Annotated in this window: 13 protein-coding genes and 1 other RNA gene; 5 read left to right on the top strand and 9 right to left on the bottom strand. The window is 73.0% G+C overall.

Translation table 11 applies throughout. The features are described from left to right. Positions 1-64 precede the first annotated feature (64 nt). The 3 genes from J3A75_RS21200 to J3A75_RS21190 all read right to left on the bottom strand — a co-directional run bounded on the left by J3A75_RS21200 (position 65) and on the right by J3A75_RS21190 (position 2,429). Positions 65-1,978, bottom strand: coding sequence for a DNA polymerase III subunit gamma/tau (locus J3A75_RS21200; RefSeq protein WP_070999852.1), 1,914 nt, complete (start codon positions 1,976-1,978; stop codon positions 65-67). Positions 1,979-2,015: 37 nt separating this feature from the next. Further along, positions 2,016-2,114, bottom strand: an RNA gene (gene ffs, locus J3A75_RS21195) — signal recognition particle sRNA small type. Between the two features lie 54 nt (positions 2,115-2,168). Further along, on the bottom strand, positions 2,169-2,429 hold the full coding sequence (locus tag J3A75_RS21190) for a PepSY domain-containing protein (RefSeq protein ID WP_012320088.1): 261 nt from the start codon (positions 2,427-2,429) through the stop codon (positions 2,169-2,171). Positions 2,430-2,572: 143 nt separating this feature from the next. On the opposite strand from J3A75_RS21190, the gene J3A75_RS21185 reads away from it, so the two are divergent. Together J3A75_RS21185 and J3A75_RS21180 are read left to right on the top strand one after the other, a co-directional pair. After that, positions 2,573-4,111, top strand: a complete 1,539-nt coding sequence (locus tag J3A75_RS21185; RefSeq protein WP_070999851.1) for a YifB family Mg chelatase-like AAA ATPase — start codon at positions 2,573-2,575, stop codon at positions 4,109-4,111. Further along, entirely contained in the window at positions 4,108-5,865 is a 1,758-nt protein-coding gene (locus tag J3A75_RS21180; RefSeq protein WP_209650720.1) for a bifunctional protein-serine/threonine kinase/phosphatase, read from the top strand. Before J3A75_RS21185 ends, J3A75_RS21180 begins: the two co-directional genes overlap by 4 nt. A gap of 15 nt (positions 5,866-5,880) precedes the next feature. Here the strand turns inward: J3A75_RS21180 and J3A75_RS21175 are convergent, their stop codons facing one another. The 5 genes from J3A75_RS21175 to J3A75_RS21155 form a co-directional block, all read right to left on the bottom strand. Next, the gene (locus tag J3A75_RS21175; protein ID WP_053621081.1) at positions 5,881-6,600 is read right to left on the bottom strand and encodes a glutathione S-transferase family protein; all 720 of its coding nucleotides are present in this window, start codon (positions 6,598-6,600) and stop codon (positions 5,881-5,883) included. 48 nt (positions 6,601-6,648) lie between these two features. Continuing rightward, positions 6,649-7,098 carry a hypothetical protein gene (locus J3A75_RS21170; protein ID WP_012320084.1) on the bottom strand — a complete coding sequence of 150 codons (450 nt, stop codon included), beginning with the start codon at positions 7,096-7,098 and terminating at the stop codon, positions 6,649-6,651. 135 nt (positions 7,099-7,233) lie between these two features. Continuing rightward, positions 7,234-7,608 carry a hypothetical protein gene (locus tag J3A75_RS21165; RefSeq protein WP_012320083.1) on the bottom strand — a complete coding sequence of 125 codons (375 nt, stop codon included), beginning with the start codon at positions 7,606-7,608 and terminating at the stop codon, positions 7,234-7,236. A gap of 43 nt (positions 7,609-7,651) precedes the next feature. After that, positions 7,652-9,541: a methylmalonyl-CoA mutase family protein gene (locus J3A75_RS21160; RefSeq protein WP_209650719.1), complete on the bottom strand. Its 1,890-nt coding sequence runs from the start codon at positions 9,539-9,541 to the stop codon at positions 7,652-7,654. Positions 9,542-9,776: 235 nt separating this feature from the next. Next, on the bottom strand, positions 9,777-10,580 hold the full coding sequence (locus tag J3A75_RS21155; RefSeq protein WP_012320081.1) for an undecaprenyl-diphosphate phosphatase: 804 nt from the start codon (positions 10,578-10,580) through the stop codon (positions 9,777-9,779). Positions 10,581-10,834: 254 nt separating this feature from the next. On the opposite strand from J3A75_RS21155, the gene J3A75_RS21150 reads away from it, so the two are divergent. The 3 genes from J3A75_RS21150 to J3A75_RS21140 are packed head-to-tail and all read left to right on the top strand — an operon-like array spanning position 10,835 to position 13,562. Next, on the top strand, positions 10,835-11,527 hold the full coding sequence (locus J3A75_RS21150) for a glutathione S-transferase family protein (RefSeq protein WP_012320080.1): 693 nt from the start codon (positions 10,835-10,837) through the stop codon (positions 11,525-11,527). A 29-nt stretch (positions 11,528-11,556) separates the two neighbouring features. Then, positions 11,557-12,702, top strand: a complete 1,146-nt coding sequence (queG, locus tag J3A75_RS21145; RefSeq protein ID WP_209650944.1) for a tRNA epoxyqueuosine(34) reductase QueG — start codon at positions 11,557-11,559, stop codon at positions 12,700-12,702. Continuing rightward, the gene (locus J3A75_RS21140; protein ID WP_063111281.1) at positions 12,699-13,562 is read left to right on the top strand and encodes an SDR family oxidoreductase; all 864 of its coding nucleotides are present in this window, start codon (positions 12,699-12,701) and stop codon (positions 13,560-13,562) included. The genes queG and J3A75_RS21140 overlap by 4 nt, the downstream gene beginning before the upstream one ends. On the opposite strand, the gene J3A75_RS21135 is transcribed toward J3A75_RS21140, so the two are convergent. Next, positions 13,563-14,387: a metal ABC transporter permease gene (locus J3A75_RS21135; RefSeq protein WP_043074057.1), complete on the bottom strand. Its 825-nt coding sequence runs from the start codon at positions 14,385-14,387 to the stop codon at positions 13,563-13,565. Positions 14,388-14,410: the final 23 nt, after the last annotated feature.

Below are 14,410 nucleotides of genomic sequence, written 5' to 3'. Positions count from 1 at the left end.
GCTCTCTTTCCGTTTCCTCGTCTGATCTGGGTATGGCCCGGCCCGGGCGCCACCGTGCGCCGCGTCAGGCGTCGTCGTCCTCGACCTCGCCGACCCGCGCGGCATCGCCTTCCCCGAGGATCTCCTGCTCGGCGGAGGGCAGGGCCTCGGGCGCGGTCTCGCGCACGTCGACGATCTCGGCCCCGGGGAAGCGCGTCAGCACCTCGCGCACGAAGGGGTCGGCGGCGGCATTCTCCCGGCGGGTCTCGGTGGCGGCCCGGGCCGCCGCGTCGAGGGTCGGGGCGCCCTCGTCCTTCGACAGGGCCACCACCCAGCGCCGCCCGGTCCACCGCTCGATGGCGGCGGCGATGTCGTTGGCGAGGCTCGACCGGCCGCCGGAGGCGAGGCGGAACTCCATCCGCCCCTCCTCGAAGTGCACCAGGTGGACGTCGCGCTCGAGGGCGGTCCGCAGCAGGATGTCCCGGTTGGCGTCCGCCAGCGCGATCAGGTCCTCGAACCGTCCGAGGCGCGGCGTCGGCGGTGCCACGGGCGCCGGTCTCGGCGCCGGCGCAGCGACGGGCGCGCTCATGGCGACGCTCGCGGTCGCGTTCACGGCGACGGGCGCGGCCACGGGTGCCGTGACCGGGGCGGTGTCCGCGGCTGCCGTGCGGGGTGCCGCGGCGAGCGCGGCGGAGCCGCCGCCGCGCAGGTCGGGGATCGGCGGAAGCGGCGGCCGGGCCGACACGGCCGGGGCCTCGTCCGCGGGGGCCGCGGCCGCCTCGGCCCTGAGCTGGCGCAGCGCCTCGTCGGGGGTCGGCAGATCGGCCGCGTAGGCGAGGCGCACGATCGCCATCTCGGCCGCCGCGAGCGGCCGGGGCGCGGCCTGGACCTCGGGAATCGCCTTCAGCAGGATCTGCCACGCCCGCGACAGGGCGCGGATCGAGAGCTTGTCGGCGAACGCGGCCCCGCGGACGCGCTCCGTCTCGCTGAGCGTCGGGTCCGCGGCCGCCTCCGGCACCACCTTGAGCCGGGTGACGAGATGCGTGAAGGCCGCTAGATCCGAGAGCACCACCGACGGGTCCGCGCCGGAATCGTACTGCGCCCGCAGTTCCGCGAAGGCGGCCGGGACCGACCCGCGCATCACCGCCTCGAACAGGTCGAGGATCCGGGCGCGATCGGCGAGGCCCAGCATGTCGCGGACGCTCTGCGCGGTGATCGTGCCGGCGCCGTGGGCGATCGCCTGGTCGAGCAACGAGAGCGCGTCGCGCACGGACCCTTCCGCGGCCCGCACGATGGCCCCCAGCGCCTCGTCCTCGACGATGACCCCCTCGGCCGCGCAGACCTTCGCGAGATGGGCGTGCAGGGTCGGCGCCTCGACGCGGCGCAGGTCGAATCGCTGGCAGCGGGACAGGATCGTCACCGGGACCTTGCGGATCTCCGTGGTGGCGAACACGAACTTCGCGTGCGGCGGCGGCTCCTCCAGCGTCTTCAGGAAGGCGTTGAACGCCTTCTCGGAGAGCATGTGGACCTCGTCGACGATGTAGACCTTGTAGCGCGCCGAGACCGGCCCGTAGCGGATGCCGTCGATGATCGCCCGGACGTCGTCGATACCGGTATGCGAGGCGGCGTCCATCTCCAGCACGTCCATGTGCCGGGATTCCATGATCGCCGCGCAGTGGAGGCCGAGTTCCGGCATCGACACGGTCGGGCCGGTGTCGGGCTGTCCGGCGCGGGCGTAGTTGAGGCCGCGGGCCAGGATGCGCGCCGTCGTGGTCTTGCCGACGCCGCGAACGCCGGTGAGCATCCAGGCCTGCGGGATGCGGTTGGCCGCGAACCCGTTGGCGAGGGTCCGCACCATCGCGTCCTGGCCGATCAGGTCGCCGAAATTGGTCGGGCGATACTTTCGGGCGAGCACCCGGTAGGGCGTCGCCGCGGCGGGGGGCGCTGGAAACCCGGGCAGGCCCGGCTCGTCGTCAGGCGTGCCGGTCGTAGCGTCCATGCCGTGTCTGGGTCTGGCTGCCGCGCGCCGTGGAATGAGGTGGGAGGCTGGACGAAGACCCGCTCGGTCTCGTTAGGGCTGCTTCCTTCCGGACCTGACCCGGTTGGCGAGTGAAACGTCCCTCGCCAACCCCCCGCCGGCTATATGGCCGGGCCTCGCTCTGAACGCAAGCGCTGCCTCTCGGCGCCGCCTACTCGGCCTTGCGCTTGACGATCGCCAGGGTCTTCGGATCGAGCTTCAGGTCGAACTGCTTGCCGCTCGCGTCGATCGCGTCGTCGACCTCGATCATGCCGTCGTCGAGCTCGATCTCCTTCCACTTGGTGAAGCCCTCCTGCTTGAGCATGGCTTCGACCTTCGCCTGCTGGTCCGGCGGGAGCTTCTCGTCGGCGCGGGCGGCGAGGCTGCTGCCGGCGATCAGGGTCAGGGCGAGAAGGGTCGTGGTCAGGCGCATGGCTGTCTCCGATCCGGCCATTGTGTCCGGCTGTGAACAGGCCGGCGGCAGCGGAGTTCCATGGCGGCGATGCCCTTGAGCCGCTCCCGGATCTGCCGCACATCTGGGCCGTACCGGAACGCGGCGGCGAGGACTTGGCACCGATGGTCACCCGCGTCGCCACCGTGGCCTTCGAGGGCATCGAGGCGCGGGCGGTGGACGTGCAGGTCCAGATCGTCCCGGGCTCTGTGGTCTTCACCGTCGTCGGTCTGCCCGACAAGGCGGTGGCGGAATCGCGCGAGCGGGTCCGCGGCGCGCTGATCGCCTCCGGACTGGCACTGCCCGCCAAGCGCATCACGGTGAATCTCGCTCCGGCGGATCTTCCCAAGGAAGGCTCGCACTTCGACCTGCCGATCGCGCTGGGCGTCATGGCGGCGATCGGCGCGATCCCGGCCGACGCGCTCGCCGGCTACTGCGTCCTCGGCGAACTCGCCCTCGACGGCAGCATCACGGCGGTCAGCGGCGTGCTGCCGGCCGCCGTGGCGGCCGGTGCCCGGGGGCTCGGGCTCATCTGCCCGGCCGCCACCGGGCCGGAGGCGGCCTGGGCCGGGGGCGACCTCGACGTGCTCGCGCCGCGCTCGCTGATCCAGCTCGCCAACCACTTCAAGGGCAGCCAGGTCATGGCGCGGCCGGAGCCCGCCGTCGCCGCGCCGACCGGGCCGCTTCCGGACCTCGCCGACATCCGGGGGCAGGAGGGTGCCAAGCGCGCCCTCGAGATCGCGGCGGCCGGCGGCCACAACCTGCTGATGAACGGTCCGCCGGGCTCGGGCAAATCCATGCTCGCGGCCCGTCTGCCGTCGATCCTGCCGCCGCTCACGCCGCGCGAGCTGCTCGACATCTCCATGATCCAGTCGGTGGCGGGCGCGCTGAAGGGCGGCGCCCTCTCCAGCCGCCGCCCGTTCCGGCAGCCGCACCATTCCGCCTCGATGGCGGCGCTCGTGGGTGGCGGGCTCGGCGCCCGGCCCGGGGAGGTCTCCCTCGCCCATGGCGGGGTGCTGTTCCTGGACGAGCTGCCCGAATTCGCCCCGCAGGTGCTCGACAGCCTGCGCCAGCCGATGGAATCCGGGGCGGTGATGATCGCCCGGGCCAACCACCGGGTCACCTACCCGGCGCGCTTCCAGCTGGTCGCGGCGATGAACCCGTGCCGCTGCGGCCAGGGACTCGAACCGGGCTACGCCTGCCGGCGCGGGCCGAACGCGCGCTGCATGGCGCAGTACCAGTCGCGGATCTCCGGACCGTTGCTCGACCGCATCGACCTGCGCGTCGAGGTGCCGGCGGTCACGGCCGCCGACCTAATCCTGCCGGCGCCGGCCGAGGGCTCCCGCGAGGCGGCCGCGCGCGTGTCGGCCGCCCGCGCCCTCCAGGGCGCGCGCTACGCCGCGCGCGGTCTGCCGGATTCCACCACCAACGCGACCTGTCCGGCGACGCTGATCTCGGACGTCGCGAGCCCCGACGCCGACGGGACGGCGCTGATCCGTCAGGCGGCCGAGAGCATGCGCCTCTCCGCCCGCGGCTTCCACCGGACGCTGCGCGTCGCCCGGACCCTCGCCGATCTCGACGGCGAGGCCCAGGTCCGCCGGCTCCACCTCGCGGAGGCCCTGTCGTACCGGGGCCGCGGCGACGGCGCGGCGGCCGCCGCGTGAGTGCCGTCTCGGACGGTCCGGCCGACCTGACGGTCACGATCGGCCAGCACAGCAGCGCCGGCCGCAAGGCGGCCAACCAGGACTTCAACGGCGCCCTGGTCCCGGTCCAGCCGGCCCTCGGCCTGAAGGGCATCGCGGTGGCCCTCGCCGACGGGATCAGCAGCAGCGCCGCCGGGGCCGCGGCGAGCGAGACCGCGGTCAAGAGCTTCCTCAGCGACTACTACGCCACGCCCGACACGTGGTCGGTGAAGACCTCGGCGCAGCGCGTGATCGCGGCGACCAATTCCTGGCTCTTCGCCGAGACCCGGCGCGGCGCCGACCCGAACGACCTCGACCGGGGTCACGTCACGACCTTCGACGCCCTCGTGCTGAAATCGCGCGCGGCCCACCTCTTCCACGTCGGTGATGGCCGGATCTGGCGCGTCTCCGGCAGGTCCCTCGAGCAGCTCACCGAGGACCACCGCGTGGTGGTCTCCCCCGCGGAATCCTATCTCGGCCGGGCGCTCGGGGCGCAGGCCCGCCTGGAGATCGACTACCACGCCGTCGGCATCGCGGCGGGCGACACCTTCGTGCTGACGACCGACGGCGTGCACGAGCATGTCCGGCCCCGCGACATCGTGGCGGCGATCGCGGCGGCCGAGACCCTGGACGCCGCCGCGCGGACGATCGTGGAGATGGCCCTGGCGGCCGGCAGCCCGGACAACCTGACGATCCAGATCGTGCGGGTCGAGACGGTGCCGGCCGGCGAGCCGGCGGACCTGCTCGGCGAGGCCGAGGGGCTGGACCCGGCGCCGCTGCTCGATCCGCCCGCGGAGCTCGACGGCTTCCGGCTGCTGCGGATCCTGCACTCCGGTCCGCGCAGCCGCGTCTACCTCGCGGTGGACGCCGAGACCGGCGCCCAGGTCGCCCTGAAGGTGCTGTCCCTCGACCTGCGGGACGACCCGGCGCAGCGGAAGCGCTTCGTGATGGAGGAGTGGATCGCGCGCCGGATCGACAGTCCTCACGTGCTCAAGGCCCATTCCCGGGCCGGCCAGCGCAGCCACCTCTACACGGTGATGCGCTACGTCGAGGGCCAGACGCTGACCCAGTGGATGCGCGACCACGCGGCGCCAGAACTGGAGGCGGTGCGGGCGCTCGTCGAGCAGCTCGCCCGGGGCGTGCAGGCCTTCCACCGGCGGGAGATGCTCCACCAGGACCTGCGGCCCGACAACGTCCTGATCGACGCGGCGGGGACCGTCCAGGTCATCGATTTCGGCGCGACGCAGGTCGCCGGCGTGGTCGAGGGCGACCCGCGGATCGACCCGTCGGAGATCCTGGGCACGGTGCAGTACACGGCGCCCGAGTGCTTCCTCGGCGCCCCGGCGACCGTCCGGTCGGACGTCTTCGCGGTCGGCGTGATCACCTACCAGATGCTGACGGGGCGGCTGCCCTACGGCGACGCGGTGCCCCGGGCGCGGACGCGCGCGGCGCAGCGGCGGCTGCGCTACGCGTCGGCGCTCACCGTACGCCCGCTGCTGCCCGTCTGGGTCGACGAAGCGCTGCGCAGGGCCGTTCATCCCGATCCGGAACGGCGCTACACGGCCCTGTCGGCCTTCGTCCACGACCTGCGCCACCCCAACCCGGCCTTCACGGACGGCCGGCGGGCGTCGCTTCTGGAGCGCGACCCGCTGCTGTTCTGGCGCCTGCTGTCGCTGGTGCTCGGGCTCATCGCGCTGGCGCTCGCGGCGATCCTGGTCGCCGGCCCGCGTCGGTGAGCCCCGGCGCGCGCCTCAGGGATCCAGTTCGGGATAGCGGCGGAAGATGCCGTCCTCGTTGAACGGGATCCGGCGCTCGCTGGCGAGGTAGGCGGCGAGCCGCGGGCGGCGCGCCACGGTCTCGTGGAGCGCCGCCACCTGCGGCGTCCTCCGAAGGGCCGCGGCGGTGGCCCTGGGGAAGGCGTAGAGCAGGCCGTCGACGAGCTGGAACAGCGACAGGTCGGCGTAGCAGAGATTCGCGCCGACGAGCCGGCCGCCGCCGTTCGCCGCCAGCACGCGCTCGAAATAGCCGAGGTATTTCGGGATGCGCTCGTCCCGGAACTCGGCCGCCCGGCGCAGCGCCTCGGGCTTCTGATCCGCGTAGTACAGGCCGACGCCGACGGGATGGTGGGTGTCGTGCGCCTCGTCGACCGCGTCCGCGACGGTGAGCTGGAGCTGGTGGGTCCAGATCCGGTCGCTCTCCGAAGCGCCCACGAGGCCGAGGCGCGGCCCCAGATAGAGCAGGATCGCGGCGCTCTGCCCGACGACGACGTCGCCGTCGCGCAGGAAGGGCGGAGCCAGGGGCGGCCGCGGATCGGCCGGGTCGGACAGGCGGTCGAGCATCGGTCCGATGCCGCCCGAATCGTCGTCCTGGCGGGCCACGTCGACGTAGTCGGCGCCGGCTTCCTCGAGCGCGAGGCGGACGAACTCGCCGCGCCCCTGGATCATCGGCCAGTAATGGAGTTCGTAGGGCATCGCCGCCTCCGGGTCGGGGAAGGCGCGGCGGGCCCGGTCGGTTCCCGCTCAGTTGTTCTCGGCCGGCTCCTCGGCCGAGGCCTTCTCGACCGGCGGCTCGGCGCTGGCGACGGCCTTGCGCGCGAACATCGGCTGGAGGCGCTCGGCGAGCTGCTGGTCCAGGTGCTTGACGTAGGCACCCTTGAAGTAGCGCTCGCCGGTCTTCGCCCCGTAGAGGCTGTCGTGGGCCTGGATCATCGCGGCGACCTCCGGGCGGCAGAGGAAGCCGGTGATGCCGACGGCCTCGTACCAGCGGCCGGCGCGCGCCTCGGCGGTGGCCTTCGGGTTCGACAGCACCGTCTCGGCGAAGCACGCGGTGGCGGCCTGCCGCAGCGGCCCCAGCACCTTCTCGGCCTCGGCGGCGTTCACCTTCGGGGCGGCCGGGTGCCGGTGAGGCCGCGCCTCGGCAGCCGAGACGAGCGCGAGGACGGCGAAGGTGGCGAGGATCGAAGTCTTCATACGGGCGGCCTCGTCGGGTGTCCGAACCGTGTTCAGCTCTCGCTCATGATTGCGTCGGGATCGGGGCTGGCGGCTCGGTCCGGACGCCCGATTCCGGGCAAGATCCGGGCTGTTTCGCGACGGCCACAGCCGGGCTCAGCCGCGCCGCTCCGCGTTCCAGTGTCCCCGGCAGGCGAGGGCTCCGGACGCGACCCAGGTTCCGGCACCGAACCCGTCCGAGCCCAGCCGCCCCCGCACGTCGGCGGTCGCGGCGCCGTTCGAGATCGTGCCGCGGATCGCGCCGTTCCGGGCGACGCCGCCCTCGACCGTGAAGGCGGTCCCGATGAAGCGGGCCCGCCCGCGCTCGATCCGCACCGGGTAGCGATAGGCGCGGTCGCAGGTCCCCGCCTCGGTGATGATCTCGACGCTCCACGTGCCGTCGAAACGGTCGGGCTGGGCGGCCGGGCGCGGGGCGGCCGCGGCGGGCAGCGTGCCAACGAGGAGCAGGGCGACGGCGAGGCGGGGCGTCATGCGAGTCCGGGGTGCCGAGGGCTTCGGAGAGGCCGGCGCCCCGTCAGCGCGACGTCTGCGGCGCCGGTGTCCGCATGGCCGCGCGGAGCGCCGCGTTGAGGAGGGCGAGCAGGTCGCAGCCGACATGCAGGAAGGCGGCCACGCCCGCCTGCTTCAGCGGCTCGGCCAGGTCCGTCGGCTTCCCGGCGAGGTAGACCGGTCCGGCGCCGGCCTCGGCGAGCGCCTTCGCCGTCTCGACCGCGCGCTCGGCGTAGATCCCGTCGGTGGAGCAGATGCAGGCGAGGCTGGCGCCGGACTCCCGGAACGCCGCCGCCGCCGACTCGGCGTCGGGGAAGCCCTCGTTCGAGAGGGACTCGAGTCCGCCGGCCGCGAAGGCGTTGGCCGCGAAGGTCGCCCGGGCGTTGAAGGCCGCCACCGGGCCGAGATTGGCCAGGAACACGACCGGTCTGCGCCCGGTCTTGGCGAGGAAGGCGTCCGAGGCGTCCCGGAGGGCCTCGTAGGGCTCCGCGAGGCGCTGGGACGGCAGCGCGTCGCAGGCGACCGCGGAACCCGCACCGAAGTTGGAGCCGCGCCCCGCCGCCACGGGCGGCACGTCGAGAACCGTGACCTGCTTCTCGGGGAGGTTCGGGAACTCGCTCGCACCCGTGAGCGGCTCGCGGCGGGTCGCCACCGCCTTGGCGCGGGCCTCGCGGGTCACCTCGATCCGCCGCTGGAGCTTGCCGACGCTGAGCGAGGCCACGATGCCGCCCTCGGCCTCGATCGCCTGGAACGCCGCCCAGCCCGCGTCGGCGAGCTCGGCCGTCAGGGCCTCGAAACCGCCGGCGCCCGCGGCGGGGTCGCTGACGCGCGCGAGATGCGACTCCTCGATGAGCACGATCTGGCTGTTGCGCGCCACGCGCCGGGCGAAGGCGTCGGGCAGGCCGAGCGCCTGCGTGTAGGGCAGGACCGCGACGCTGTCGGCGCCGCCCATGCCGGCCGAGGCCGCCGCCATGCCGGTGCGGAGGATGTTCACGAACGGGTCGCGCTTGGTCATCATCCGCCACGCCGTCTCGGCGTGGAGCCGCAGCGGCTTCGGGTCCAGGCCGCAGGCCTGCTCCACCCGCGCCCAGAGGCGCCGCACGGCGCGGAACTTGGCGACGGTGACGAACTCGTCGGCATCGGCCGCCAGCAGCATCGCGACGCGGTCGCGGGCGCTCGCGAGATCGTGACCGGAGGCCTCCAGGGCGCGCAGGTAGGCGACGGCGGTGGCGAGCACAGCACCGAGCTCTGCCGCCTCGCCCGCGCCGCCCTCGTGGTAGGGCCGGCCGTCGGCCAGGAAAGCTCGGCCGCGGAAACCCGCGGCCTCCAGCTCGGCCACGGTCTCGGCGAGGCGGGGGGCGATGTCCGTCCAGACGGCCCCGAGGCTGCCGGTGGCCGCCAGGACGCCCACGGGATCGAGCCCGAGATCCAGATCGTAGGTCGAGAGATCCTCGCCGCGGCGCTCCGCCAGCGCCTTGACCAGCCGGGCCACCTCCAGGCCGCGGCCCCCGGCGTCGATCCGCAGGGCGATCAGCGGCAGCATCACGCCCTTCAGCGCGGCGTCGAGCTCCTCGACGCTCGCCGCCGTCAGACCGTAGCCGCGGGCGCCCGGCGCGCCCGCGAAGGCGAGCACGAGGGCATCGGCCCCGCCTTCGAGGTCGGTGAGCGCCTGCGCGTTGGCGGTGCCGAGGTCGGGATGGTCGACACGCTGGGCGATCCGCCAGGGCCCGGGCTCGCGCACCGGCTGCGCCGCCGGCTCGGCCGGTCCGTAGAGGGGTTCGATCCGCAGGCCGTCTGCCGTGCGCGACACCAGCCGCTTCTCGAAATCGGCCCCCTTCAGGACGCCTTCGACGAGGCCGAGCCAGCGGGCTCGGTCCGCGGGCTCGAAGAGGTCGGCGAGCGGTCTGTCTTCCATCGGTACGTCCCAGGGCGCGGCGTCTTCTGCACCGCTTTCATGCGTTTGCCTCGCACGCCGCCCCGCCGCTGGCAATCGCCCGATGGTTGAGGAAAGCTCAAGCCGCCGATCACCGATTTTTGAGGGCGGCGGCCGAGGCGAAGCGAGGAGCGCCCGTCAATCCGGATCGTCGCGCCGGGGCGCCGCCGGCGAGGCGGATGGGCCGTCGCGTGTACAGGGGCGCGGCGCCCCCGCGTCAGCCGAGGATGATCAGGCCGGCGAAGCCGAGGGCGCCGACGATGATCCGCCACCACGCGAACAGCCAGAAGCCGTGACGGGAGACGTAGTCGAGGAGAAATCGCACCACGAACAGCGCCGAGACGAACGACACGATGAAGCCGATCACGATCAGGCCGACATCGTTGCCCGAAAGGTACTTGTAGTTGTCGAGCAGGTCCTTGGCAAAGGCGCCCGCCATGGTTGGCATCGCGAGGTAGAACGAGAACTCGGTAGCCGAGCGCTTGTCGGCGCCCATCAGCATCGCGCCCACGATCGTGGCGCCCGAGCGCGAGACGCCGGGGATCATCGCCAGGCACTGGAAGATGCCGATCTTCAGGTCCATCGGCAGCGTGAAGTCGTAGACGTCGGTCTTCTTCACCTCGAGGTCGGTGTCGTCGATGACGAGGAGAACCAGGCCGCCGGCCACGAGGGTCGCGCAGACGATCCACGGGTTGAACAGGTAGGCCTTGATCAGCTTCGAGAAGAGACCGCCGATGATCGCCGCCGGCAGGAACGCCACCAGGATGCCGAGCACGAAGCGACGGGCCTTCGGATCGGACGGGAGGGCGGTGGCGATCCCGAGGAGGCGGCGGAAATACACCAGCAGGATCGCCAGGATGGCGCCGAGCTGGATCAGCACCTCGAAGGTGTTGTTGGGCGAGTGGAAGCCGATGAAGTGCCCCACCAGCAGCTGGTGGCCGGTGGAGGAGACCGGGATGAACTCGGTCGCCCCCTCCACCAGGGCGAGCAGCACTGCCTTGCCGATGCTTGCGGGATCCATCGCGACGCCTTGATGCCGCGCGCGCGGCGGCCCCCGTCGGGCCGCCGCCTGCCACGCGAAATGGTTGTACCCGAGGCTTCGCCGATCAGGGTTGACGGGCAGTTACCGGGCCGGGCCGCGCGTGTTAAGGGCTCGGCAACGGTCGGGCAATAACGCTCGGTCCGAAGTCCTGCGCGCCGAAGACCTGCGCATCAGGACCCACGACGAGCGCGGGACCGGCCGCGCTGGCAGACCGAACGTCCCGCACGGCCTCGATGGCGACCCTCTACCATTTCCCCTTCTGCGCGAATTCCCGATTCATCCGTCTCGTGCTCGCCGAGATGGGCATGGAGCCGACGCTGTTCGAAGAACGGCCCTGGGAACGGCGCGACGACTTCCTGCTGATCAACCCGGCGGGCGTCACGCCCGTGCTGCTGGAGCAGAACGGGCTCGTGGTCCCCGGTGCGGGCGTCATCGCCGAGTACCTCGACGAGACCCGCGGCCTCGGCCTCTCCGGCCGGCGGATGCTGCCGGAGGACACGGTCGAGCGCGTCGAGGTCCGGCGGCTGCTCGACTGGTTCCTGGTGAAGTTCGAGTCCGAGGTGACCGCCTACCTCGTGAACGAGAAGATCTCGAAGCGCTTCATGTCGGCCAACGAGGGCGGCGGCCCGCCCGACATGAACGCGATCCGCGCGGCGCGCTCCAACGTGCGCTACCACCTCAAATACATCGGCTACCTGATCGCGCGGCGGCGCTGGATCGCCGGCGACAACCTGACCTATGCGGATCTCGCGGCGGCGGCCCATCTCTCCTGCGTCGACTACCTGGGCGACGTGCCCTGGGACGAGGACGAGATGGCGCGAAACTGGTACGCCCGGGTCAAGTCGCGGCCCTCGTTCCGCGCCCTGCTCGCCGACCGTGTGCCCGGCATGGCGCCGGCAGCCCACTACGCGGATCTGGATTTCTGAACGCGCGACGGACTTATCACGGCGCCGACCTGCGCCGCCTCGTCGAGGCCCGGGCCCGGACGCTCGGGTTCTGCGGCCTGCGCGTGACCCGTCCCGACCGGCTCCCCGACCTGCCGGGCCGCCTGTCCGCCTGGCTCGCCGAGGGCGCGCAGGGCACCATGGACTGGATGGCGGAGCGGGCCGACCAGCGGGCCAGCCCGATCGCGCTCTGGCCGGGGGTGCGCAGCATCCTGGTCCTGGCGATGAGCTACCGGCCGGAGCACGATCCCCTCGACCTCGTGGGACGCCGCGACCGCGGTGCCGTCGCCGCCTACGCGCAGCGGCGGGATTATCACGAGGTTTTGAAGGGGCGCCTGAAAGAGTTGGGCGGGTACCTGTCGGCCAAGGGCGACGTGCGGGTGAAGGTGTTCTGCGACACCGCCCCCGTCATGGAGAAGACCCTCGCGGAGGCGGCCGGCCTCGGCTGGCAGGGCAAGCACACGGTGCTGATCTCCCGCGGGCACGGCAACTGGCTGCTCCTCGGCGCGATCTACACGAGCGCGGAGTTCGAGCCCGATGCGCCGGAGCGCGACCATTGCGGTTCCTGCCGCGCCTGCCTGGACGTCTGCCCCACCGACGCCTTCCCGGCGCCCTACCGGCTCGATGCCCGCCGCTGCATCTCGTACCTCACGATCGAGCATGCCGGGCCGATCCCGGCGGCGTTCCGGGCGGCGATCGGCAACCGGGTCTTCGGCTGCGACGATTGCCTGGCCGTCTGCCCCTGGAACAAGTTCGCCCGCACCGCGGCGGAGAGCCGGCTCGCCGCGCGCGCGGAGCTGGCGTCCCCGGCGCTCGCGGATCTCGCGGAACTCGACGACGCGGCGTTCCGCGCCTTCTTCGCCGGCACGCCGGTGAAGCGTACGGGGCGCGACCGCTTCCTGCGCAACGTCATGATCGCGATCGGCAATTCGGGTGACCCGTCGCTGGCGGAGGCGGCCGTCGCGCGGCTGCGCGACCCGTCCCCGCTGGTGCGCGGCATGGCGGTCTGGGCCTGCGGCCGGCTGCTGGAGCCGGAGACCGTGCGCGCGCTCCGTCGGCAGCAGGGCGAGCGCGAGACGGACGCCCACGTGCGCGACGAGTGGCGGGCCGCGACCGGCTTGACGGGATCGCGGACGGACGAGACATCCGCCGCATGAATCTCTTCGTCTTCGGGCTCGGTTTCACGGGCCGCCACTTCGCCGCGCGGGCACGGGCGCGCTTCGAGACCGTCCGCGCGACCGTCACCGACCCCGCGGCCGCCGACCGCATCGCGGCGGAGACGTCCTTCGCCATGCGCGCCTTCGGGCCGGAGGCCGACGATCCCCGGATCGCCGCGGACCTCGCCGACACGGACGTGCTCCTGGTCTCGGCGCCCCCCGGCGAGGCCGGCGACCCGGTGCTCGCCCGCTACGCCGACGCCGTCGCGGCGAGCCGGATCCGCTGGATCGGGTACCTGTCGACCATCGGCGTCTACGGCGACCAGGGCGGCGCCTGGACCGACGAGGCCACGCCGGCGACCCCGCGCAGCGCCCGGTCCAAGGTGCGCCTCGACGCTGAGGCGGCGTGGCTGGCGCTCGGCGCCGCGACCGGCAAGGCCGTCCAGATCTTCCGGCTCTCGGGCATCTACGGACCCGGGCGCAACCCGATCGTGAAGCTGCGCGAGGGTCGCTCGCAGCGCATCGTGAAGGCCGGGCAGGTCTTCAACCGCATCCACGTCGACGACATCGCCACGACGCTGCTCGCCTCGATCGACCGGCCGCGGCCGGGAGCGATCTACAACGTCACCGACGACGAGCCGGCCGCGCCCCAGACCGTGACCGAGCACGCCGCGGCCCTCACCGGCCTGCCGCTCCCGCCCGCCATCGATTTCGAGACCGCCGACCTGTCGCCGATGGCGCGCAGCTTCTACGGCGAGAACAAGCGCGTCCGGAATCGGCTGATCCGCGACGAGCTCGGCGTCGCGCTCGCCTACCCGACCTACCGCGAGGGTCTCGCCGCCCTCAAGGACCAGCCCTGATCAGGCTTCGAGGTGGCGCGGCCGGACGAGGCGGCGGAGCAGGCCGTCGCGGGGGCCGACCATCATCGAGGCCACGTAGAGCGCGCCGGCCGCCAGCACGATGGCCGGCCCGCTCGGCACGTCGTACCGGTACGACAGGCTGAGCCCCGACACGCTGGCCAGGGCGGCGATCAGCATCGAGACAGGGATCAGCCCGGCCAGGTCGCGCGCCCAGAACCGGGCCGCCACCGCCGGCAGCAGCATCAGCCCCACGGCCAGCAGCGTGCCGAGAGCCTGGAAGCCGCCCACGAGGTTGACCACCACCAGCGCCAGAAAGGCGAGGTGGACCGGGCCGCCGCTGCGGCTGACGCTCCGCAGGAACAGCGGGTCGACGCATTCCATCACGAGCGGTCGGTAGATCAGGGCGAGGGCCAGCAGGGTCAGCGTGCTGATGCCGCCGAGCAGCCAGAGGGCGGCGTCGTCCAGCGCCAGGACCGAGCCGAACAGGAAGTGCATGAGGTCGATCTGCGAGCCGCGCAGGGAGACCAGCAGCACGCCGGCCGCGAGCGAGATGAGGTAGAAGGCCGCGAGGTTCGCGTCCTCCCGCACGACCGTCGCCCGAGTGACGGCGCCGGCGAGCAGGGCGACCGCGAGCCCGGCGACGAGGCCGCCCAGCGTCATCGCCGGAAGGGACAGGCCGGCGACCAGGAAGCCGATAGCGGCCCCGGGCAGGATCGCGTGGCTCATGGCGTCGCTCATCAGGCTCATGCGGCGCAGCGTCAGGAACACGCCGATGGGCGGCGCCGACACCGACAGCGCGAGACAGCCCGCCAGGGCCCGACGCATGAAGCCGAACTCCACAAACGGCG

Source organism: Methylobacterium sp. PvP105, assembly GCF_017876975.1.
Lineage (GTDB): Bacteria > Pseudomonadota > Alphaproteobacteria > Rhizobiales > Beijerinckiaceae > Methylobacterium > Methylobacterium radiotolerans.
This window is presented reverse-complemented; position numbering and strand designations above follow the sequence as displayed.

Coding starts and splice junctions, on each gene's coding strand:
- J3A75_RS21200 (WP_070999852.1), bottom strand. CDS start 1,978: ATGGACGCTACGACCGGCACGCCTGACGACGAGCCGGGCCTGCCCGGG.
- J3A75_RS21150 (WP_012320080.1), top strand. CDS start 10,835: ATGGCGACCCTCTACCATTTCCCCTTCTGCGCGAATTCCCGATTCATC.
- J3A75_RS21140 (WP_063111281.1), top strand. CDS start 12,699: ATGAATCTCTTCGTCTTCGGGCTCGGTTTCACGGGCCGCCACTTCGCC.
- J3A75_RS21165 (WP_012320083.1), bottom strand. CDS start 7,608: ATGACGCCCCGCCTCGCCGTCGCCCTGCTCCTCGTTGGCACGCTGCCC.
- J3A75_RS21135 (WP_043074057.1), bottom strand. CDS start 14,387: ATGCGTCGGGCCCTGGCGGGCTGTCTCGCGCTGTCGGTGTCGGCGCCG.
- J3A75_RS21155 (WP_012320081.1), bottom strand. CDS start 10,580: ATGGATCCCGCAAGCATCGGCAAGGCAGTGCTGCTCGCCCTGGTGGAG.
- J3A75_RS21190 (WP_012320088.1), bottom strand. CDS start 2,429: ATGCGCCTGACCACGACCCTTCTCGCCCTGACCCTGATCGCCGGCAGC.
- J3A75_RS21170 (WP_012320084.1), bottom strand. CDS start 7,098: ATGAAGACTTCGATCCTCGCCACCTTCGCCGTCCTCGCGCTCGTCTCG.
- J3A75_RS21175 (WP_053621081.1), bottom strand. CDS start 6,600: ATGCCCTACGAACTCCATTACTGGCCGATGATCCAGGGGCGCGGCGAG.
- J3A75_RS21185 (WP_070999851.1), top strand. CDS start 2,573: ATGGTCACCCGCGTCGCCACCGTGGCCTTCGAGGGCATCGAGGCGCGG.
- J3A75_RS21160 (WP_209650719.1), bottom strand. CDS start 9,541: ATGGAAGACAGACCGCTCGCCGACCTCTTCGAGCCCGCGGACCGAGCC.